At 73.9% G+C, this 468-nt stretch carries 1 protein-coding gene; it reads left to right on the top strand.

Translation table 11 applies throughout. The features are described 5' to 3' along the window. On the top strand, positions 1 to 468 hold a 468-nt coding region (locus IF47_RS0126830), incomplete at both ends, for an HAD-IC family P-type ATPase (RefSeq protein ID WP_031511635.1).

Genomic DNA, 468 nt, shown 5'->3' with positions numbered 1-468 from the left:
CCTGCGCGCCCTGGGGCTGACGCCGATCCTGCTCACCGGCGACAACCGGGCCGTGGCCGAGGCCGTCGCCCACGAGGTGGGCATCGAGAAGGTGATCGCCGAGGTCCTCCCCCAGGACAAGGTCGCCGAGATCCGACGCCTGCAGACCGAGGGCCGCACGGTCGCCATGGTCGGCGACGGCGTCAACGACGCCGCCGCCCTGGCCACCGCCGACCTGGGCCTGGCGATGGGCACCGGCACCGACGCCGCCATCGAGGCGAGCGACCTCACCCTGGTCCGCGGCGACCTGCGGGTCGCGGCGGACGCCATCCGGCTGGCCCGCCGCACCCTGGCCACCATCAAGGGCAACCTGTTCTGGGCCTTCGGCTACAACGTGGCCGCCCTGCCGCTGGCCGCCGCCGGCCTGCTCAACCCGATGATCGCCGGCGCCGCGATGGCCTTCTCCTCGGTCTTCGTCGTCGGCAACAG

Origin of the sequence: Streptomyces megasporus (genome assembly GCF_000718985.1) — a bacterium.
Classification (GTDB): Bacteria; Actinomycetota; Actinomycetes; order Streptomycetales; family Streptomycetaceae; genus Streptomyces; species Streptomyces megasporus.
Note: the sequence above shows the minus strand (reverse complement) of the source record. Positions and strands in the feature narration are given on the sequence as shown.